Annotated in this window: 16 protein-coding genes and 1 pseudogene; 9 read left to right on the forward strand and 8 right to left on the reverse strand. The window is 66.9% G+C overall.

Annotated elements, in window-relative coordinates; all coding sequences use genetic code 11:
- Positions 1–2 precede the first annotated feature (2 nt).
- Positions 3–2,096: an adenylate/guanylate cyclase domain-containing protein gene (locus ACVIJ6_RS09340; protein ID WP_456776941.1), complete on the reverse strand. Its 2,094-nt coding sequence runs from the start codon at positions 2,094–2,096 to the stop codon at positions 3–5.
- 317 nt (positions 2,097–2,413) lie between these two features.
- Between ACVIJ6_RS09340 and ACVIJ6_RS09345 the strand changes: the two genes are divergently transcribed.
- The 4 genes from ACVIJ6_RS09345 to ACVIJ6_RS09360 are packed head-to-tail and all read left to right on the forward strand — an operon-like array spanning position 2,414 to position 4,993.
- Positions 2,414–2,731, forward strand: coding sequence for a BufA1 family periplasmic bufferin-type metallophore (locus ACVIJ6_RS09345; protein WP_456772483.1), 318 nt, complete (start codon positions 2,414–2,416; stop codon positions 2,729–2,731).
- A 39-nt stretch (positions 2,732–2,770) separates the two neighbouring features.
- Complete coding sequence (gene bufB / locus ACVIJ6_RS09350; RefSeq protein WP_456772484.1) at positions 2,771–3,694, forward strand: MNIO family bufferin maturase; 924 nt, start codon at positions 2,771–2,773, stop codon at positions 3,692–3,694.
- Positions 3,681–4,466: an HvfC/BufC family peptide modification chaperone gene (locus ACVIJ6_RS09355; protein ID WP_456772485.1), complete on the forward strand. Its 786-nt coding sequence runs from the start codon at positions 3,681–3,683 to the stop codon at positions 4,464–4,466. The genes bufB and ACVIJ6_RS09355 overlap by 14 nt, the downstream gene beginning before the upstream one ends.
- A complete protein-coding gene (locus ACVIJ6_RS09360; RefSeq protein WP_456772486.1) occupies positions 4,463–4,993 on the forward strand; it encodes a DoxX family protein in 531 nt (176 codons plus the stop codon). Before ACVIJ6_RS09355 ends, ACVIJ6_RS09360 begins: the two co-directional genes overlap by 4 nt.
- Here ACVIJ6_RS09360 and ACVIJ6_RS09365 read toward each other — a convergent pair.
- From ACVIJ6_RS09365 to ACVIJ6_RS09375, 3 genes are all read right to left on the reverse strand, one after another.
- Positions 4,933–6,588, reverse strand: coding sequence for a hypothetical protein (locus ACVIJ6_RS09365; RefSeq protein ID WP_456772487.1), 1,656 nt, complete (start codon positions 6,586–6,588; stop codon positions 4,933–4,935). The two genes, ACVIJ6_RS09360 and ACVIJ6_RS09365, sit on opposite strands and share 61 nt — an antisense overlap.
- A gap of 246 nt (positions 6,589–6,834) precedes the next feature.
- Positions 6,835–8,343 (reverse strand): glycosyltransferase, encoded by a 1,509-nt coding sequence (locus tag ACVIJ6_RS09370; protein WP_456772488.1) that lies wholly within the window; start codon positions 8,341–8,343, stop codon positions 6,835–6,837.
- A gap of 294 nt (positions 8,344–8,637) precedes the next feature.
- Positions 8,638–9,135, reverse strand: coding sequence for a YchJ family protein (locus ACVIJ6_RS09375; protein WP_456772489.1), 498 nt, complete (start codon positions 9,133–9,135; stop codon positions 8,638–8,640).
- A 499-nt stretch (positions 9,136–9,634) separates the two neighbouring features.
- Between ACVIJ6_RS09375 and ACVIJ6_RS09380 the strand changes: the two genes are divergently transcribed.
- From ACVIJ6_RS09380 to iolE, 4 genes are all read left to right on the forward strand, one after another.
- Entirely contained in the window at positions 9,635–10,702 is a 1,068-nt protein-coding gene (locus ACVIJ6_RS09380; protein ID WP_456772490.1) for a hypothetical protein, read from the forward strand.
- Between the two features lie 525 nt (positions 10,703–11,227).
- Complete coding sequence (iolG, locus tag ACVIJ6_RS09385; RefSeq protein ID WP_456772491.1) at positions 11,228–12,232, forward strand: inositol 2-dehydrogenase; 1,005 nt, start codon at positions 11,228–11,230, stop codon at positions 12,230–12,232.
- Positions 12,233–12,252: 20 nt separating this feature from the next.
- Complete coding sequence (iolD, locus tag ACVIJ6_RS09390; RefSeq protein ID WP_456772492.1) at positions 12,253–14,085, forward strand: 3D-(3,5/4)-trihydroxycyclohexane-1,2-dione acylhydrolase (decyclizing); 1,833 nt, start codon at positions 12,253–12,255, stop codon at positions 14,083–14,085.
- An 11-nt stretch (positions 14,086–14,096) separates the two neighbouring features.
- Positions 14,097–14,990: a myo-inosose-2 dehydratase gene (iolE, locus tag ACVIJ6_RS09395; RefSeq protein ID WP_456772493.1), complete on the forward strand. Its 894-nt coding sequence runs from the start codon at positions 14,097–14,099 to the stop codon at positions 14,988–14,990.
- A 37-nt stretch (positions 14,991–15,027) separates the two neighbouring features.
- Here iolE and ACVIJ6_RS09400 read toward each other — a convergent pair whose 3' ends face one another.
- Entirely contained in the window at positions 15,028–15,363 is a 336-nt protein-coding gene (locus tag ACVIJ6_RS09400) for an MmcQ/YjbR family DNA-binding protein (RefSeq protein ID WP_456772494.1), read from the reverse strand.
- 265 nt (positions 15,364–15,628) lie between these two features.
- Here ACVIJ6_RS09400 and ACVIJ6_RS09405 point away from each other — a divergent pair, with 265 nt between their 5' ends.
- Positions 15,629–16,237 carry a sll1863 family stress response protein gene (locus tag ACVIJ6_RS09405; RefSeq protein ID WP_456772495.1) on the forward strand — a complete coding sequence of 203 codons (609 nt, stop codon included), beginning with the start codon at positions 15,629–15,631 and terminating at the stop codon, positions 16,235–16,237.
- A gap of 25 nt (positions 16,238–16,262) precedes the next feature.
- Here the strand turns inward: ACVIJ6_RS09405 and ACVIJ6_RS09410 are convergent.
- The 3 genes and pseudogenes from ACVIJ6_RS09410 to ACVIJ6_RS09420 all read right to left on the reverse strand — a co-directional run.
- A pseudogene (locus ACVIJ6_RS09410) lies at positions 16,263–16,738 on the reverse strand (DUF7168 domain-containing protein); the annotation flags it as partial.
- Between the two features lie 326 nt (positions 16,739–17,064).
- Positions 17,065–17,946 carry an HNH endonuclease gene (locus tag ACVIJ6_RS09415; RefSeq protein ID WP_456772496.1) on the reverse strand — a complete coding sequence of 294 codons (882 nt, stop codon included), beginning with the start codon at positions 17,944–17,946 and terminating at the stop codon, positions 17,065–17,067.
- A 97-nt stretch (positions 17,947–18,043) separates the two neighbouring features.
- Positions 18,044–18,787: a DUF7168 domain-containing protein gene (locus ACVIJ6_RS09420; protein ID WP_456772497.1), complete on the reverse strand. Its 744-nt coding sequence runs from the start codon at positions 18,785–18,787 to the stop codon at positions 18,044–18,046.
- Between the last annotated feature and the right edge of the window lie 37 nt (positions 18,788–18,824).

Consider the following 18,824-nt stretch of genomic DNA (forward strand, 5'->3'; position numbering starts at 1 on the left):
CGCTATTTGCTCGTCAGCGCCGTCACTGGATGCCAATGCTGATCCGGCCGCGCGCCTTGCAGCGTCCTGCAGCGCGCGATCATGAGCTCGGCGGCACGATCGCCCGGCTTGAGCGCAAGGACGGCTTCAAAGGCGGCAATCGCAGTGGCGAAGTCCCGCGCGCGATAGTCCTGCAGCCCGCGCCTGTACTGCGCGATCCAGCCGATGTCCTGCGCTGCCCCCTCGCCCGCGAGTCCGATCAACTCGTGGACCCGCAGGCCCTCCTCGCGGCCATAGACGGCGATGCGGTCGATCTCGCGGGTGAGAAACGCCTCGCCCGCCAGCCGCGCGGTACCCTCGCCGATGAGGATGTCGGTGCCGTAGGTCTTGTTGGCGCCCTCCAGCCGGCTGGCCACGTTCACGGCGTCGCCGATCACCGTGTAGTTGAGGCGGAGCTCGGAGCCGATATTGCCGACCAGCATGGCGCCGGAGTTGATGCCGATGCGGATCGCAAGCGGCCGGCCGTCGTCGTCGCACAGGCCGCTGGCCGCGACGGCGGCACGGCAGGTCAGCGCGGCACGACAGCACAACGCCGCATGATCCGGCTGCGCGGCCGGCGCGCCCCAGAACGCCATCACGGCATCGCCGATGAACTTGTCGATGGTGCCGCCGTGATCGACGATAACGGTCGAGATCAGATCGAGATAGCGCGACAGCAGCGGCACGACGCGGTCGCCCAGGCGCTCCGACAGGCCAGTGAAGCCGGCGATGTCGATGAACATCACGCTGAGCTCCTGGATATGTCCGCCCGGCCTGGCATCGACACCCTGCCGCAGCAATTGGCGGACCAGGTCGGCGGGAATGAACTTGCCGAATGACGACAGGCCGCCAGCCATGTCGTGAATGGCCCCGGACAGGCTCGCGATCTCGCGCAGCCGCGAGGGATGACGGCGCACCTGCGCGAGCGCGAAGGCCTCGACGTGGCGCAGCTCGGCCACCACGCGCCCGAGCGGCGCAGCGATCACGGCGCGCGCCAGCGCGGCGGAGACCAGGGCCGCGAGCACGGCGCCGATGCCGAGGCCGATGATGACGCGCCGCAGCGCCGCGTCGACGGGGCCGAGAAACTCCGCTTCCGGCATCACCGTGACCAGCGACCAGCCGGGAAATGGCAGCGCCGTGCGCGCCACCTCGAAGGCCTCATCGCCCGAATGCGCGCGGCCGCGCCACGCCTCGTCGCCCCCCGGCGACGACCGCATCGCCTGCTGCGCGACCGGCAACAAAGGCTGGCGGCCTTGCCCGGCATTGACCTCGTCCGCGCGCTCGTCGGGCGCCGCCACCAAGCTGCCGCCGCGCTCCAGGATGAAGGCGCTGCCGGTGCTGCCGACCTGCAGCTGGGCGAGAAAGCGGGCGATCCGCGCATGCTCGATGATGATCGCGAGCACGCCCTGCCGCTCCTGATAGACATCGATCGGCCCGGCCAGCGCGATGGCGGGGCGCTCTCCACCCGGATGATGATCGACCCTGAACCATCGCGGCGCATCGCCGGCCAGGCTCTCCTTGAACCAGGGCTGGTCGGCGACCTTGAAGCTGGTCGGCTCGAAGCGCCGCGAGGCAAACTCGATATCACCGGGCACCACGTCATACTCATCGACGCGCCGCTGACCCACATGATCGGTGAGCGAGATCTCCATCATCTCCAGACGCTGGTCGCCGAGCTTGTGGGCCGCGAAAAACGAGCCGTCTGGCCAGCCGAACGCCACCGACGAAATCGTGGCCTGGGACTGCAGCTGCGACAGGAACACGAACTCGCGCTTGTCGGCCTCGCGCGTGTCGAGCACGTTCTGCAGGAACAGCGTGCGGATAGCGGTGTGCGCGGCGCGCGCCTCGCCGACGATCGCGGTGACCTCCTTGCGCACCGCGCCCACGATCTGCGCATTGATCGTGCTGGCGAGCTGACGGCTGATCGCCTCGGACGTCCGCCACCACAACAGGCTCGAGGCCAGCGCCGTCAGCAGGATCGCGGTCAATACCAGCGCCGACACCGCAAAGCGAATGCTCACGGTCAGCCGCTCGTCGCCGGAGCCGCTGCGCGCCGCCGAGGGCTCGGAGGTGGCCATCATCGCAGATTGATCTCCGGCCGGCGCGAACGCCGGCGCTCATATGGCACGCCCGCCGGCGTGTGGGGCGTCGCAACGTCGAGCTGACAGAATGATGCGCGATGTCATGGACCGCAAATGCCGGCTGGCTAAGCCCATGATGCCTGCAAAGCATTGGCCGCTGACGCTGGCCTGCGCTCGACTGGATGCAGCTCCGCGGCACGCAATACCGTTCACAACGTAGTGAATGGAACTCGCGCGTAACTATCCAGCGGTTGCGTACGAAGGGTGAGATGCGTGTCGCCGAGCGAGCGATGCCCAACACGAGAGGGAATGTCATGTCCGCCAAGAAATCCGCCACCAAGACCGTCACCACGCTGGCGCTCGCCGGCGCCGTCACGACCGCGCTCGCCAGCCTTGCCATGGCCGGCCCGCTGAGCAAGGCCGAGGCCGACGCCGCGGTCGCCGCGAAGAAGGAGAAATGCTTCGGCGTCGCGCTGAAGGGCCAGAACGACTGCGCCGCCGGTCCGGGCACGACCTGCCAGGGCACCTCGACGATCGATTTCCAGGGCAACGCATGGAAGTTCGTCCAGGGCGGCACCTGCACCAGCATTGAAGTCCCCGGCGGCAAGAAGGGCTCACTGAAGCCGATCTGATCCTGTCCCCCTGCCGCGAACGGAGAGCGGAGACGCAGCATGCGCACAGACAAGATCGCCGATGGTCCGTGCCCGGCGCTGCCGCTCCGCTTTCCGCCGCCGCTCGGCGGTATCGCCGGCACGAGCTTCAAACCCACGCATCTGGCCGAGATCCTCGCCGAACGGCCGCAACGCGGCTTCTTCGAGGTGCATGCCGAGAACTACATGGGCGCCGGCGGCCCGCCGCATCGCGCGCTGGAGACGATCCGCAGGGACCATCCGTTGTCGCTCCACGGCGTCTGCATGTCGATCGGCGGCCCGCAGCCGCTCGATCCTGATCACCTCGCGCGCTTCCGCAACCTGGTGGCACGCTATCAGCCGAGTCTCGTCTCCGAGCATCTGGCATGGTCGACCCACGCGACGACCTATTACAACGATCTGCTGCCGCTGCCCTACAATCCCACGACCCTGGCGCGGGTCTGCGCGCATATCGACGAGGTGCAGACCGCGATCGGACGCCCGCTGCTGCTGGAAAATCCCTCGACTTACGTCGCGTTTCGCGACTCCACGATGAGCGAGACGGGCTTCATCCGCGCCATCGTCGAACGCACCGGCTGCGGGCTGCTGCTCGACGTCAACAATGTGTTCGTCTCCTCCGCCAATCATGGCTTCTCGCCGCAACAATATCTGGCGGATTTTCCGTTGGCCGAGGTCGGAGAAATCCATCTCGCCGGCCACGCCGTGCAGGCCGACGACGAAGGCGAGCCGCTGCTGATCGACAGCCATGACGGCCCGGTCGCCGATGATGTCTGGACGCTGTTCGCCGACGTGATCGCCCACAACGGCCCGGTCCCGACCCTGATCGAATGGGACAGCAACATTCCTGACTGGCCGGTGCTGAAGGCCGAAGCTGCGGCGGCACAGGCGATCCTTGATCGGCATGCGGCCAAGCGTTCACCCGGAGTGCACGATGCTGCAGCCTGACCGCGCGGACGACACCACCGCCGAATTCGCCGCCGCGCTGCTGTCACCGCAGCGCCCGACGCCCGCAACCGTCACCGCGCCGCGCGGCAAGGCCGCCCACCGCCGCTTCAACGTCTATCGCAACAACGTCATGGTCAGCCTGATCGAGGCCTTGGCTGCCACCTTTCCGGCCGTGCAGCGCATCACCGGCGTCGATTTCTTTCGCGCAATGGCGCGGGCGCATATCCGCGAGACGCCGCCGACCTCACCGCTGCTGTTCGCCTATGGCCGCGATTTTCCCGCTTTTATCGCGCGCTATGAGCACGCTGCGGCGATGCCCTTCCTGATCGACGTCGCGCGCATCGAGCGCGCCTGGCTCGACGCCTACCACGCGGCGGACGCGGCACCGCTGGATGCGGCGGCCCTCGCGCAGATCCCGCCCGAGCGGCTCGCGGACGTCCGGTTCAGCGCGCATCCCGCCACCGCGATCGTCTGCTCCGACTTTGCCGCGGTCACGATCTTCGCCGCCAACCGCAGCGATGCGCCGGTGCCGCGGATCGACGGCTCCGTGCCCGAGGACGGGTTGATCACGCGGCCCGAGCTCGACATCGTCGTGCGCCAGCTGCCGCCCGGCGGCGCGGCGTTCGCGGGCCGATTGATCGGCGGCCGGACTCTCGGCGCCGCGGCCGAAGCCGCTTTCGACGCCGCGCCCGATTTCGATCTCGCCACCAATCTTGCCGGCTTACTCGAAGCCGGCGCATTCACCGACATCACGGTCGAGGACGCCTCATGACGACGGATCAATCGATGACGCCGGGCCCGGCCCTGTCGCTGCCCGCCTTGGCCGACAGGGCCGTGCGTCTGCTGCAGGCGGCGACGCCGCTCAGCCTGGTGCAACTGGCCACGCGCGTTGCGCTCGCGGTGCCGTTCTGGCGCTCCGGCATTCTCAAATGGGACGGCTTTCTGAAGCTCAGCGACACCGCCGTGACGCTGTTCAGCGACGAGTTCATGCTGCATCTGCCGGGCGGGCCGTATCACTTCCCCGTGCCATCGGTGATGGCATTCCTGTCGGGCTGCGGCGAGGTGACGTTCCCGGTGCTGCTCGTGCTTGGCCTCGGCACCCGCTTCGCGGCGCTCGGGCTGTTGTTCATGACCTGCATCGTCGAGCTCACCGTGCCCGACGGCTGGCCGATCCATCTCACCTGGGCGGCAATGGCGCTGGGTCTGATCGCCCATGGCGCCGGCAAGATCTCGCTCGATCACGTTCTCGGCGGGCTGGTCGGCGGCCCGCACCAGGGCAAGGCCAGCCGCGGCATGTAATAGCCGTTCCACGTGCAGACCTCCTCGGGTCCTCTGCGCTTGAGCGCCATCTTGACCGGTTCGGCCTGGCTGATGCCGACATGCAGCACCAGCAGCGTCACCCCGATCGGATAGGCGAAACGCGCCAGGCGCAGGTCGACGAGGCGGTCGAGCAGGATCATGCCGGCGACGATGATCAGCGGATCGGTGAAGACGAAATACTCCACCTTCAGCCCGCGGCGGACGCCGAGCGTGTCGATGCCGATGGCGGCAAGCATCAAGAGCGCGGCTTGCAGCGCCACCTGCCGCTCGCCGCGGCGCCACGCCAGCACGATGCCGGGCAAGATCAGCCAGGTCAGGAACACCGTGGGCCGCGCCGAGGATTGCAGGATGAACGTGTAGCGCCGGATCACCCCGAGGACCCCGGACAACAGCAGTCCGATCGCCCCGCTGAGGCTGCCCACGGCCTCCGGCGCGTCGACATAGGTGATCATCTTCTCCAGCGGATTCAGCACGACCACGACGTTGTTGATGTCGTAGCTGAGATCGAGCGCCAGCAGCCCGAGGCTCGCGCCGGCTGAGGCCGCCGCCATCGCGGCGAGCGTCTCAGCCGCGCTCACCCGCCAGAGTCGTGCGAACACGATCATGCCGATCGCGATCCCGCCGATCAGCGCGAACTGATAGGCGCCGAAGCGGCCGAGCAGCAGCGGCTTCAGGCCCGCGGCAGCCGCGTTGGCCGGATCGATACCGGCGACAACCAGCGGCCAGGCGGCGAGCGCTCCAATGAGCGCCAGGACAGCCGCGAGCAGCGCGGCCGCCCAAGCCTGTGGTTTCAGCCAGAACGCCACGCTTCCGCTCGTCGCCGTCCCGAACGGCATGACGAGAATCGGAATGGCGGCGATCAGGAGGATCGCATGCACCTTGTTCTCCAGTCCGAGCATGCAGAGCAGCGCCGCGAGTCCGATGGCGAGCGGACGCGACACGCTGGCGCGGCGCGCGGCCCAGATCAGGATCATCAACGCGAGGACACAGAACGACGCCGCGATCATCTCGCTGCGCAGGATGCGCAGATGCATCTGCACGCCGCCCGACCAGGCGAAGGCGACGACCGCAAGCATGGCTATACGCCAATCCGAGACCAGCCGGCGTGCCAGCGCGGCGAATGCGAGGATAATGCCGCCGGCGGTGAGCAGCGCGGCGATGCGACCGGCCCGAACGGCGCTGATCATCGTAGCGTCAAAGGCGGCGCGATCCGCTGGCGACGGCATCGTCGAGAGCGTCCAGGCGTCGAGCAGGCCGATCCGGTGCAGCAGGGCAAACCAGGCCTTGACCGAGAGGATGGTGAGATAGGCCGGATGGTCGAAGAACACCTGTGCGCCGCCATCATTCATGGCGAGCGCGTTGTAGATCACCATGAAGTCCATGTCGGCGTTGCGCCAATACACGGTGAAATAGCCGACGATCAGGAACGAGGCGAGCGACAACAGCAGCGTGACTGCCACGCCGCCGCGCCAGCCGAACAGTGTGAGGCGATCGAGGGCGTCGCGGGATGGGGCGTCTGCCGCCGTCTTGCATTCCGCTCCGGCCCCGGGCCCGAGGCGGTCAACGCGGGTCACGGCAGACACCCGTCGCCGGTCGAAACGAAGCGCCGCCGGTGGGGGCCGAATGCGCGGCATGGCTCGAAACCCTCTCCATGAGGACGCTGCCGTCACCGGCAGCGTCCTCATGGTTGGTGTGCAGCGCCAGTTGGCACACGCGACTCATGGTGAGGAGCGCCGTCTTCGGCGCGTCTCGAACCTTGAGGCCCGGACAGCGACGCTCGTCAACGACTTCGCCTGCTCGACGCCGGCCCTGCACATTCCTCAGATCGCCTTGATCTTGAAGAATGCGAAGACGACCATCTTGAGCAGCATCCAGCCGTGGCGGAAGCGGGAGATCTGGGTCTCGCCATAGCTGCGCGCGGCGTAGCGGATCGGCAGGTCGATCGATTTCAGGTTCAGCTTGGAGGCGCCGAAGATCAGGTCGAAATCGCCGAACGGATCGAAATCGCCGAAATAGGCCTTGCCGGCCTTGAGCCGCTGGTAGTCGCTGCGGCGGAGCACCTTGGTGCCGCACAAGGTGTCCGTGTAGCGCTGGTTGAGCAGCCATGAGAACAGATAGGAGAAGGTCTTGTTGGCGATCAGGTTGAGAAAGCGCATCGCGCCCTCATCCATCGGATAGACCAGGCGCGAGCCGTTGATGAACTCGCCCTTGCCCTCGCGCAGCGCCTCGAAGAATTTCGGCAGCTGCTCCGGCGGCATCGTGAGGTCGGCATCGAGGATCATCAGCACGTCACCGCGCGCCGCATCGAATGCGGTGAACACCGCATCCGCCTTGCCCTTGCCGGGCTGGCGCATCAGCTTGATGTCGTGCTGCGGATAGGCCGCGCGCACCCGCTCCATCTCCTCATAGGTGCCGTCCCGGCTGTGGCCCTCGATGAAGATGATCTCGATGTCCGGGCAGAACGCGGCGATGCGCTGCACCGCCGGCGCGATGTTGCCGCGCTCATTGCGGGCGGGGATCACCACCGTGGCCGAGCGGACGTCGTCGGTCACGCAACGCATCGAGCGGGACACCAGATAATGCCGCAGCGACAAGGCGCGCAGGCCGGGCAACACGCTGAGGAAGCGGTTGGCGAAGCGGCCAAGGCCGTAGAGCCGCAGCGGCGACAGCACGCGCTGCTCGGATTTCACCGGATCGAAATCGGCCAGATGCGCGAGGTTGCGCAGGTCGGCCGGCGACAGCACGTTCTGCTCCGGCTGCGGCATGCGCAGGCCCATCGCCTCCGCCGCCTTCAACAGCGGATACCAGAGATGCGAGAAGTAGCCGACCACCAGCCGGGTCTCGCGGGTGCACAAGGGATGCAGTTGCGCGATGAACTGCTGGCAGTCGTCGAGCGAGCCGATCGTGTCGAGCACCAGGATGACATCGAACGGGCCGGTGACGACGGCGAGCGTCGCCGGATCCTCGGCATCGCCGGCGATGAAGGTCAGGTTGGGATGACGGGTGCGTGCGATGGCGATCTGCCGGTCGCTGAAGTCGATGCCGACCCCGTAGGACGGCGCCAGCGCGGCCAGCGTGTCACCGATGCCGCAGCCGATCTCCAGCACCCGGCTGCCGGGCGGGATCAGGAAGCGCAGATAGCACTCGTCCTCGGCATGAAAGAACGCGGCCTTGTCGCGCCAGCCGGCGCGCGCATCGGCATGAATGTTGGCGTGATCGAGGATGGCCTGCTTGCGCGGCGACAACGCCTTGGGCGCAGGCGCCACGATGGCTGCCGCCTCCGGCCGCGCGTGCTCGTCCTGCAGGATCTGCCCGTCCAACTCCGTCACCCGACACCATCCTTGTTGAGATCCCCGTCTCTCTAAGGCCAGCCGGGTTGGGCGGAGTCAAGGCGGGCCGAGCGGCCCCGCGTTGCATTCGCGGCCTGACAACAGATCGAAACGAGGCAGCCGCCGTCGTTCACGCGGCGCCATGAGCCCGGGTTTTGCTTCTCATTCGCGCTCGCAAATGTGAGGAGCGGGGAATGCCGGGTGAAGGCGTCATCGACGACCCACCTGCAACAAGAAAAGCCGGAGGTGGTTACCGCAGGTGCAGCCCGCCACCGGCATTCGCGGCGCGATGGCTCAGCGGCCGCAGCAAAATTTGTACTTCTTGCCGCTGCCGCACGGACACGGGTCGTTGCGGCCGACTTTCGCTGCACCGGCGTTGCGCTTCGGCTCCACAACGACGGCCCGCGTGTCACCCGCGACGAACCGCCAGGCGCCGTCGTCATCGCGGCGAAACTGCGAGACCTCGTGATGCTCGATGGTCTTGCCGGTTTTGCGATAGCTGGCGACGAAGCTGACCACTCCATCGACGTCCCCGGGCTGGCCGCGCGCGGTCGACACGATGCGCAGACCAAGCCAGGTCGCACGCGTCGCCCATTGCCTTGCCGCAGCGGCGTCGAACGCCGCGCGCTTGTCGGCGGCAAGCGTCGCCGCGATGTAGCCGATATCGCCGCGCGTATAGGCAGTGTAGCGCGAGCGCATCAGCGCCTCGGCCGTCGGCGGCGTCGCATCGCCGCTGAGGTAGGGACCGCAGCAGCGGTCAAGGGGAAGGTCCGATCCGCAGGGACATGACATCAGGGAAGTCGATACTCCGATTCCGAAATCCGATCATAGCGCCGGCTCGGGGGACTTGGCACTCCGTTCGCACAGTGAACAAGCAGCCTGCTCTCGCGGCGGTTGTGACTCCAAAGCCGCACTTCGCCGCTCTTGACCGTTCGTCCGCCCGCCACACGCGCCGCACGGTTTTGAAACCGGCGAATCCGTGTTAACCATTGGTTAAGAACAAGGGTGTTGGGCACACGCTGACCGGCCCGGCCCCGCGCGGACCAGAACCTTCCGGGCGCCGCCTCATTACGTGGCGCTCGTGACCGCTGCCCAGCCGCCTCATCGGCGGCGACGGGCGCGTGAGACGCCGACAATTTCTTCGCGCGACGCCAATCCGGCCGCAAGAATTGAAGGCCCGCCTCGAGGCGGGCCGCTGCTCGATTCCCGATCATACGTCCACCTGATGCCGGCGCGATCTGCGCGCGTGCAAACGCGCGCCCGCGTCCCATCACGACCGATTGGAGCCCCGATGGCTGATGAGTCCGTAGTAGCATCGATCATTCCCTGGCAGCAGCCGAAGACGGCCAAGCCGCGCCCGAAGCGGCCCAAGGTCGTCAAGCCGCGGCCGCGGCCCAAATCTGACCGGCCCGAGAAGACGAAGGCGGCAGCGCTCGATGACGAGATGCTCGCATCCGAGACGCTGATCATGCCGGACTTCCTCGAACTGGTGAACGAGCCGGCGAAGACCCCGGTTGCGGGCGAGCCCGGTCGCACCGAGGCCGCCGCCAGCGCCGCCGCCGCAGTGACCGCGAGCCAGGCCGCGGCTGCTCCGCAGGCACTGCGCGAGACGACCGCGGGCGAGGTCGTCGCGGCGAGCGCACCGCTCGCCGCGCCTGAAGCCGGGCGCAGCCCCGCCAAGGCCGAACACAGTTCGGCCTGGCCCGCGCGCCGCCGCATCAGCGCCTCGTCGATCCTGCTGCAACTGGCCGCGCTGGCGCTCGCCGCCGTCGGCATGGCGATGAACGGCTGGTTCGCGCACTCGCTCGGCTCGAACAACACCGCCGGATACATGTTCCTGGCAGTCGGCGTCACCGCAGATCTCGTTGCGCTGGTGATGCCGACCTGCGCTGCGCGGCTGTGGCAGGCGCGGCACCGCGCGTCGGCGCTGACCGGCTGGACGGTGTGGCTGATGACCTTCGTGTTCGCGGTCACCGCCGGCATCGGCTTCGCCTCCACCAATATCAGCGACGTCACGCTCGCCCGCGCCTCCCGCGTGACACCGGCCGTGCAGGCGGCCCAGACCGCGCTCGCCGATGCGATGACCGCGCGGGACCGCGAGTGCAAAGGCGGCGTCGGCAAGTTCTGTCGCGAGCGCGAGGCCGCGGTGGCCGAGCGGCGGCAAGCGTTGGACGCGGCGATGAGCGCCGTGAGCCAGACCGCCGATCCACAGACCGAGGCCGCGATCAAGCTGGTCGCCTGGGTGTCGCGCGGCGTGGTGAAGCCGTCGGCCGACGACTTCGTGATGCTCCGCCTGATCCTGCTGGCGCTGCTGCCGCAGATCGGCGGCATCCTGCTGATGGTCGGGCGAAGGGCGTGACACACCCCGCACGCACCGCGTGCGGGCGTCACGAGCCGCGGTCGGCGACTGCAGCGCGGAGCGCCCGCCTGCCGCCCCCCTTGTCCGGACAAATTTCCATTCGTCACTCCCGGGGTAATTTGGTAGCGTGACCTTAAATTTCACATCATGACGCTGGCACGTCCTGATGGAAGACGAGGGGAGGTCGAATTGCGGGAGGACAGCGGGGAGATTGTCTTCGACATCGCCGCGGCTGATGGCGACGCAAGAGCGGGTCACACCCTTTGCCGGAACCGCCGGATCGCGTCCGGAGAATAGCCTCTGTTCTGCGGCAACAGACCCGCCGCCCTGCGCAGCACCGATGGGAGAACGTCGAGAGCCGAGCCTGCGCAGCGCGCGACCGCACGGCTGCCCCAAGCCTTCAGCTGACAAAGATCAAACCAAGTTTCGCACCGTCGGGCTGGATCAGCCCGGCGAGGCAGCGAAGATGAGGCAGCCGCACCACAGACAGAATGCGGCGCCTGAACGAGGAAACGGAGACGACGCGTGCTCAATGTAGGACTGCTCGGCGCCGGACGGATCGGCGCCGTCCATGCCAGAACGATTGCGACACATCCGGGAAGCCGGCTCGCGGCGATTTCGGACGCGATCACGGAAAGCGCGGCGGCGCTTGCCGCGAAGATGGGCGCCGAGCCGCGGAGCACGGAGGCGATCCTCGCCGACGCCAGCATCGACGCGGTGCTGATCGCCACACCGACCAACACGCATTCCGACCTCATCGAAGCCGCGACCCGGGCCGGCAAGGCGGTGTTGTGCGAAAAGCCGGTCGACCTCAGCCTGGCGCGGGCCCGGGCCTGCCAGGCGGCGGCCGCCGCCACGGGGCGGCCGGTGATGATCGGTTTCAATCGACGGTTCGATCCGAATTTCGCGGCTTTGAAGGGTGCGGCCGAGCGTGGCGAGATCGGCAAGCCCGAACTGCTGTCGATCACGTCGTTCGATCCGGCGCCGCCGCCGGTCAGCTATGTGAAGGTCTCCGGCGGCCTGTTCCGCGACATGATGATCCACGATTTCGACGTGGCGCTTTGGATCATGGGGGCGATGCCGGCACGAGTCATGGCGGTCGGCGCCGCGATCGTCGATCCCGAGATCGGCGCGGCGGGCGACGTGGACACCGCGATCGTCACGCTCGCTTTCGCCCATGGTGCCATGGCAGTGATCAAGAACAGCCGCCGCGCCGTCTATGGCTACGACCAGCGCATCGAGCTGCTCGGGTCGGAGGGGCTGCTGTCCGCCGGCAATGTGCTGGAGAATACCGTGTCCAAGGCGACCACGGCCGGCATCAGCAGCGCCAAACCCGAGCACTTCTTCCTCGAACGCTATGGGCGCGCTTATGCGGCGGAATGGGCGGCGTTCGTGGCGGCCGTCGAAAGCGGCGGCCCGATGCCGGTGAGCTTGGCGGACGGCGTCAAGGCGCTCGCCCTTGCCGAGGCCGCGACGCGCTCCGCCCAGACCGGCGCCGCGGTCGATCCCGCGTCCCTGCTGCAAGGCTGAGCGATGCGGGAGACCACGACATGACCGGAACGATCCGACTGACCGCGGCGCAGGCGATGGTGCGCTGGCTCTCGGTGCAGCTGACCGAGCAAGGCGACCGCTTCATCGAAGGCGTGTGGGCCATCTTCGGCCATGGCAATGTCGCCGGCCTCGGCCAGGCGCTGCACGGCATCGGCGCGGATCTGCCGACCTGGCGCGGCCAGAACGAGCAGACCATGGCGCATATCGCGATCGCCTATGCCAAGACGATGAAGCGCCGCAAGACAATGGCCGTGACCTCCTCGATCGGACCCGGCGCCACCAACATGGTGACGGCCGCGGCGCTCGCGCATGTCAACCGGCTGCCGGTGCTATTCATCCCCGGCGACGTGTTCGCCAACCGCCGGCCCGACCCGGTGCTGCAGCAGATCGAGGATTTCGACGACGGGACGGTCTCCGCCAATGACGCGTTCCGCCCGGTGGTGCGCTATTTCGATCGCATTGCACGGCCGGAGCACATCTTGTCCGCGCTGCCGCGCGCGCTCGCCGTGATGACGGATCCGGCCAATTGCGGCCCGGTATGCCTCGCCTTCTGCCAGGACGTGCAGGCCGAGGCCTATGATTATCCGGACAGCTTCTTCGCGCCGAAGGTCTGGCGCATCCGCCGCCCCCTGCCCGATCCGGACGAGGTTTCGGCCGTCGCGGCGCTGATCCGCGCGGCGCAAAGGCCGGTGCTGATCTCCGGCGGAGGCGTGATCTATTCCGGCGCCGAAGCGGCGCTCGCCGCGTTCGCCCGCAAGCATGACATCGCCTATCTCGAGACCCAGGCCGGCAAGGGTGGCAACGCCTGGACCGATCCGCTCAATTTCGGCTCGCCCGGCGTCACCGGATCGGATTGCGGCAATGCGCTCGCCGCGCAGGCCGACCTGATCATCGGCGTCGGCACCCGTTTCCAGGATTTCACCACCGCCAGCTGGACGCTGTTCAGGAATCCCGCGCGCAAGCTGGTGTCGATCAACCTGCATGGCTACGACGCCAGCAAGCACGGCGCGATCGGCGTGGTCGGCGACGCCAAGGCGACGCTCGCGCAGCTCTCGGCGGCGCTCGGCGACCACAAGGCCGCGGCGCCGGACATGACCTTGCGCCGCGCCTGGCACGACAAGGTGAAGGCGGTCACCGCGGCGCCGGAGGAGAGCGCCAACGGGCTACCGAGCGACGCGCAGGTGATCGGCGCGGTGCAGCGCGTCGCCACCGACAACAGCATCGTGATGTGCGCCGCCGGCACCATGCCCGGCGCGCTCCACGTGCTGTGGCAGGCAGCCGCCGGCGGCTATCACGTGGAATATGGCTATTCCTGCATGGGCTATGAGATCGCCGGCGCGCTCGGCGTGGCGCTCGCCGCGCCCGACAAGGAGGTCATCTGCTTCGTTGGCGACGGCTCCTACATGATGGCCAATTCCGAGGTCGCCACCGCCGTCATGCGCCGCGTGCCGTTCACGGTGGTGCTGACCGACAATCGCGGCTATGGCTGCATCAACCGGCTGCAGATCGCGACCGGCGGCGCGGAGTTCAACAATCTCTACAAGGATTGCGCCGTTGCCGATCGCCCGGAGATCGATTTCGTCGCGCACGCCCGCGCGATGGGCGCGCATGCGGAGAAGGCCTCAGGCCTCGCCGATCTCGCGGCGCGCATCGTTGCCGCGCGCGGCCGGACCAGACCGACAGTGATCGTGATCGAGACCGACCCGGTGCCCGGCACCGGCGCCGGGGGCGCGTGGTGGGATGTCGCGGTGCCCGAGACCGGATCGGCGCAGTTGGAGAGACTGCGCGAGATCTACGAGGCCAACACCACGCAACAGCGCGCTTTCGACTGAGAGCTTCCCCCATGATCCTGTACGGCACCAACCCCATCGCCTGGTCGAACGACGACGACTGGCGCATCGGCGATCATTTGTCGCTCGACGACTGCCTGCGCGACTGCCGCGAGATCGGCTTCGATGGCATCGAGAAGGGCCACAAGATGCCGGACGAGGGCTCGGCGCTGAAGGCGAAGCTCGGCGAATACGGCCTGCGCTTCGCCGCCGGCTGGCACTCGACCAACCTTCTCGTCAACGACATCGAGACCGAGATGAAGGCGTTGCAGGGCTTCATCGACATGGTGAAGGCGGCCGGCGGCGACCACATCAATGCCTGCGAATGCTCGAACACCGTCCATGGCAATGACGATGTCGCGGTCAATGACCGTCCGATCATGACCGACGCGCAGTGGGACCGCTTCTCCCGCGGCTACGAGGCGCTGTCGCACTACGCGCATGAGCAGGGCGTGAAGATGGGCTACCACCATCACATGGGCACGATCATCGAGAGCCCCGAGGACATCGACCGCTTCATGGCGCAAGCGGGGCCTTACACGCGGCTGCTGTTCGACACCGGTCATGCGCGCTTCGGCGGCGGCGATCCGGTTGCGATCCTGGCGAAATACATTGATCGCGTCAGCCACATCCACTGCAAGAACGTCCGGCCGCCGGTCATGCGTGACGTGCGCGACAACGGCCTGAGCTTCCTCGAAGGGGTGCGGCGCGGCGCCTTCACGGTGCCGGGCGATCCCGACGGCTGCATCGATTTCGCGCCAGTGCTGAAGATCGCAGCCGATAGCGGCTATTCCGGCTGGATCGTCATCGAAGCCGAGCAGGACAGCCTCAGATACGAGCCGCTCAGCTATCAGGGCCTCGGCTATCGCACGCTGAGGGATCTCGCCGCGCGCGTCGGCCTGCGCTGAGACAACGGCCGGCCGGCGCCGCTTGATGTCGCGCCGCTCAGCGCCGCTTGCCGGATCGTGACCGCTGTGGGCGATGGGCCGCGCGCCAGGCACTTTCAAGCGCGGCACGCAGCAGGCCCGCATCGGCCTGCCTCAGCGTCACCATGGTCCAGCCCTGGTCGCCCCATTTGTTGGGGACGCGGCGGAAGATCCCGGGCTGCCGGCCTGCATAGTGCTCCTGCTCGTCGGGCGTGAGCAGGATATTGGCGGATGCGCCGTCGGCGGCGAGCGTCGCGAAGGTCCGGTGTCGCTTGAACGCCGTGCGATCGAAATGCGGCGCGGCCGTCGTCCCCTCGAAAGAGAGCGCAAGGGCACCGAATTCATCACCAGTCATCTGAAGGCCCCTATCGCCTCGGCAGAAGAAAGATGATGGCACCGATCGGCGGCGGCGCGCCAGCCGCCTTGCCGCAGCATCCTTGGCCGCAGCATCCTTGAAAGGCTCGCCGGCCTCTCTCAAGGCCGCGCACCATGGTGCGACAGGCAGACGCGTCCGCCGCGCACGGGAACGTGAAGTCCGGCGCCCCCCAGCTTGACCCAGGTCAAAACTACATAGTTTTGTTTCCCTAGGCTTCGCTCGCTGGAATAAAGGGAGAGCGGCGATGTCGACACAGAGCAGCATGCATGTGTACCTGAACTGGGCCAAGGAGCGCCTTCACGAGATGGATGCGGCGCTGGATTCCTTCGACGCGACGGCGGCCAAGGCCGAGGCGGCGTCCAAGGTCAAGGCCGCAGAGATCATCGCCGACCTGAAGAAGCGGCGCGGCGAGCTCGAAGCGCTGCTCAAGACGCAATCCGAAGCCGGCGAAGCGGCACTGGCCGGCGCGAAGACGGAGCTCGACCGGCAGTGGGCCGAGTTCGAGACCCAGATGAAAGCCTATTTCGAGACTGCCGGCAAACAGGTCGATCAGCAGCAGGCGACGTTCAAGCAGATTGCCGCGGCACAGGCGAAGGCTTGGCAGGAGACCACCAACAGGTTTCGCGAGGCCGCGGCCAAGGTGACCACGGCGGGGACCACCGATATCGATGCCGTGCTCAAGCAGCTCAGATCCGACGCGAGCGAAGCTGGCGCGCATCTCGAAAAGCTGAAGCAGACCGGCAGCGAGTCCTGGTCGGTGCTGAGCGCCGCCTTGAGCGACTCCCGAAAAGCGTTCGACCAGGCCAATCAGGCGGCCTGGAATGCGCTGAAGGGGAGCGGCCCGAAAGGCTGAACGCCGCGCGACCCGTCCGGCCCGGTCACCCTTGTCTTGCGCGCCCCCGCGCCGGGGCGCCGTCGAGACCGGGATTGATCGGCAGCGTCGCGCCGGCGGCACCGCCGGCCTCGTAGGCTGCCGTCGACACCATGCGGCTTGTCGCCCGCTGGGTACGCAGCTTCATATCGAGCTTGTCGAACTCGGCGTCGACGACCGACGTCTTGAGAACGACCAGGCCGCGGCCGGTGCGTTCTCGTTGACCTGGTCGCGGCTCTTCTTCATCGCCACCAGGCGATCCGCGATCGAGGTCACCATGCCGAGCGCGAAGGAGGCATTGGCGAGATGCCGCTCCTGGTGACGAAACCGGGCATAATCGGCCGAGGTCTTGAAGCGGCCGAGCTCGGCGCGCACCGCGCCGTCGATCAGCTCGGCCAGATAATGCGCCTCCTCGACATCCGCTGACAGGCCGAAGAACACGTAGCTCGCTTCTCCAGCGGCATTCTTCTCGCGCCAGGCCCGCACGTGAGCGTTTCGGATAAAGGCCACCTCCGCCTCCAGACCCTTTGGGAGCATTGTGCTGCCGGCAGCACATCCTGACAGAGGCCTTGCTGTCAGCGGCTTCTGTTCGCGCATGCGTGTAGCTGCGTCTTGGAAAGATAGTTTGTTCGCTCCGTCACAAAGCTGGAGTGCCTTGATGCACGCCCGAAGAACTGTGGGCCATTACGCGCTTGGTGTGTGCAGAAAATGGTCTCAATCAGAGCCTCAAAGATCTCCGGCCTGCCCCAAAGGCTCATTAGTCAAACCAGCGTCTCTTCGGTTCAGTCACCATCAACCTCTTTCAACCATCACTGCTTGAAGCAATTCTCTCTGTGCCATTGGAGAAAGTGCGGGTGAGGACGGTCATTGGCGCGGTTTGGAGCGAATGCGAAGCCGGATGGGTTGATGAAGCCGCTGACGCGGTCGATGTCGTTCACGTGGCGCGAGATCAGGATCTGCAGATCATCGCCGAGGCTGATCAATCCGCGATCGAACATCCAATGCACCGTGCCGGACAGAGCCATCCCGTTGTTGACGAGATCCGGTCCGTTGGACGCGACAGGGCGGATGTGGGCGGCGTCGACCTCAGCGCGCCCGCCGCCATTGATCAGCTTCAGCCCGGTGATGGCGCAGCGCTCTCCATATGCGCGCAACACGATCTTGCGGAACACGCGATCACGCGCAATTCGCGAGGTGAGAGACTCGATACGGTCGCGGAGCTGTGCGTACACCAGAGGCGTTTGATCTTCGGCAAATCCGTCGACCGGTTGCGTCTCTTGAATGCGCGGCAGCACGGCGTCCCGATCATCCAGGCCGCGTTCGATGATGCGCTGAAAATCTGCCGGCGAAATCGGGCGCACGGCCGACTGGGCTCGCCCCGAAAGCTTCCCCTGCTGATTGAGCAGGCCGCGTTCGATCGGCCCTGTGAAATCGCTGAACTGAACGGGGTTGGCGAACTCGAGATATGAGCCGGGTTGCATGAGCGCGAGATACATTTCGGGCGCCTTCGGATCGGGGATGATCTGCTCGACCCGTGCGATGGCGAAATAGCCGCGCGTGCCCGGCACCTTCGTCGGCTCGAGGTAGACGATCCAGTCCCCGATGCTGCCCAGGGCGCGACCAAGATACTGCTTCGGAAATTGGTACTGCTCCGCCGGACTGTCGTCGTAGATCGAATCTGTCCGATGCATGAAGACGCAGTTGCTCATGCGGTCAGCTTAGCTGGGTTGCGGACCGTGGCAAATCGGGCAAAGTTGAAAACGCATCCACGGCGCGTCCCGAATTGCTTCATCGGCGAGTCGGGTTGTTTCCCGGTTGGTTGGCCTTCAGCCCGGGATTGATCGGCAGCGTCGCGCCGGCGGCACCGCCGGCCTCGTAGGCTGCCGTCGACACCATGCGGCTTGTCGCCCGCTGGGTACGCAGCTTCATATCGAGCTTGTCGAACTCGGCGTCGACGACCGACGTCTTGAGAACGACCAGGCCGCGGCCGGTGCGTTCGTTGACCTGGTCGCGGCTCTTCTTCATCGCCACCAGGCGATCCGCGATCGAGGTCACCATGCCGAGCGCGAAGGAGGCATTGGCGAGATGCCGCTCCTGGTGACGAAACCGGGCATAATCGGCTGATGTCTTGAAGCGGCCGAGCTCGGCGCGCACCGCGCCGTCGATCAGCTCGGCCAGATAATGCGCCACCTCGACATCCGCTGACAGGCCGAAGAACACGTAGCTCGCTTCTCCAGCGGCGTTCTTCTCGCGCCAGGCCCGGCAGTCGCAGAACTGTGCGACGGCGCCGATGCAGTCGTCGAGCGGAATGCGCTTCTTGCGATGCGTCTCATAGACCCTCCGCTCGCAAAGCGAGGTCTGCAGCTCGACATCCGACAGCGACAGATCATGCCGATCGAGCAGCTCGGCCACCTTGGCGGCCGCAGACAGCGCCTCGTCTTCGGTGCAGCCATTGGCCATGGTCTTGGCACGCAGCGCCTGGATGCGCGCCTTGAGCTTGTCCAACGCGACGGGATCTGAAGGCTGGTTCACAGGTCGCGCCTACGAAATCCCGGGCCGGCGGAACGGG

The organism is Bradyrhizobium sp. USDA 4369, assembly GCF_054056435.1.

What these genes read in the sequence shown, in the direction of transcription:
- iolE (WP_456772493.1), top strand. Translation starts at nt 14,097, where the DNA reads ATGATCCTGTACGGCACCAACCCCATCGCCTGGTCGAACGACGACGAC.
- ACVIJ6_RS09340 (WP_456776941.1), bottom strand. Translation starts at nt 2,096, where the DNA reads ATGGCCACCTCCGAGCCCTCGGCGGCGCGCAGCGGCTCCGGCGACGAG.
- ACVIJ6_RS09345 (WP_456772483.1), top strand. Translation starts at nt 2,414, where the DNA reads ATGTCCGCCAAGAAATCCGCCACCAAGACCGTCACCACGCTGGCGCTC.
- ACVIJ6_RS09380 (WP_456772490.1), top strand. Translation starts at nt 9,635, where the DNA reads ATGGCTGATGAGTCCGTAGTAGCATCGATCATTCCCTGGCAGCAGCCG.
- bufB (WP_456772484.1), top strand. Translation starts at nt 2,771, where the DNA reads ATGCGCACAGACAAGATCGCCGATGGTCCGTGCCCGGCGCTGCCGCTC.
- ACVIJ6_RS09360 (WP_456772486.1), top strand. Translation starts at nt 4,463, where the DNA reads ATGACGACGGATCAATCGATGACGCCGGGCCCGGCCCTGTCGCTGCCC.
- iolD (WP_456772492.1), top strand. Translation starts at nt 12,253, where the DNA reads ATGACCGGAACGATCCGACTGACCGCGGCGCAGGCGATGGTGCGCTGG.
- ACVIJ6_RS09375 (WP_456772489.1), bottom strand. Translation starts at nt 9,135, where the DNA reads ATGTCATGTCCCTGCGGATCGGACCTTCCCCTTGACCGCTGCTGCGGT.
- ACVIJ6_RS09405 (WP_456772495.1), top strand. Translation starts at nt 15,629, where the DNA reads ATGTCGACACAGAGCAGCATGCATGTGTACCTGAACTGGGCCAAGGAG.
- ACVIJ6_RS09400 (WP_456772494.1), bottom strand. Translation starts at nt 15,363, where the DNA reads ATGACTGGTGATGAATTCGGTGCCCTTGCGCTCTCTTTCGAGGGGACG.
- ACVIJ6_RS09415 (WP_456772496.1), bottom strand. Translation starts at nt 17,946, where the DNA reads ATGCATCGGACAGATTCGATCTACGACGACAGTCCGGCGGAGCAGTAC.
- ACVIJ6_RS09355 (WP_456772485.1), top strand. Translation starts at nt 3,681, where the DNA reads ATGCTGCAGCCTGACCGCGCGGACGACACCACCGCCGAATTCGCCGCC.